We start from the raw sequence: 722 nt of genomic DNA, 5'->3' as shown, positions 1-722 counted from the left end.
TGATTATATCAACGGATATTACAACAACGTTAGGCCGCATCATTATAATGCCGGTTTAGCGCCAAATGAATCTGAGGTTAGATATCAAGATTCTAAAACTGTGGCCAAATTTTATTGACCACTACAAAATCAAAGCTGAGCAGGAAAGGCATAACCTAAAAACAACAGGAACTAAGGCTGTTAAAGCTGAGCGATTGGTTAAACACGATCCAAATGCTAGAGTTTTTGAACATTTACTACGACTTAATCGCGAAAAAAAGGGCGCACAAAGCCTAATGCCAGTCAGTTAAGCTGACTGGCATTTTTCTTTTTATGGGGATACTTAGACGGTTTTGGCTTAACCCATCGGGGATATCTTCTATCCTCTCGTCTAGCTGGAAGCTTAAATAAGACCAGTGTATTGAGTAAGTGCTGCCAGTGTATTGGAATGTTCCCTGGACTCATTATAGATACTGACGAGAAATACTGAATGACAGCCATCGAACTGCTAGAGAAACTAAGCTGATTAGGCCATATCCCTGTGACCGTCACCGCCATCGTCATTATTCTTCGTATTAAATTATAGGCGAGTAACACGCCCCATAGCTCCTGACGCACCATGTCTGGACGCTTGCTTCTTAAATGGTATGCGCTATCAAGCATGGTTTGTTTGATTTCTCTAAACCCAAGCTCTATCTCCCAACGATGACAATATAATTCAACAATTTCATTACCTGGATAAC

Annotated in this window: 1 protein-coding gene; it reads right to left on the bottom strand. The window is 40.9% G+C overall.

Going from position 1 to position 722, the window contains the following annotated elements:
* Nucleotides 1–282 precede the first annotated feature (282 nt).
* Nucleotides 283–722 (bottom strand): transposase (locus tag I6E70_RS20550; RefSeq protein WP_197189501.1); only part of this gene is annotated, 440 nt, incomplete at its 5' end.

This window comes from Pseudoalteromonas sp. NGC95 (genome assembly GCF_015864705.1).
Lineage (GTDB): Bacteria > Pseudomonadota > Gammaproteobacteria > Enterobacterales > Alteromonadaceae > Pseudoalteromonas > Pseudoalteromonas arctica.
Note: the sequence above shows the minus strand (reverse complement) of the source record. Positions and strands in the feature narration are given on the sequence as shown.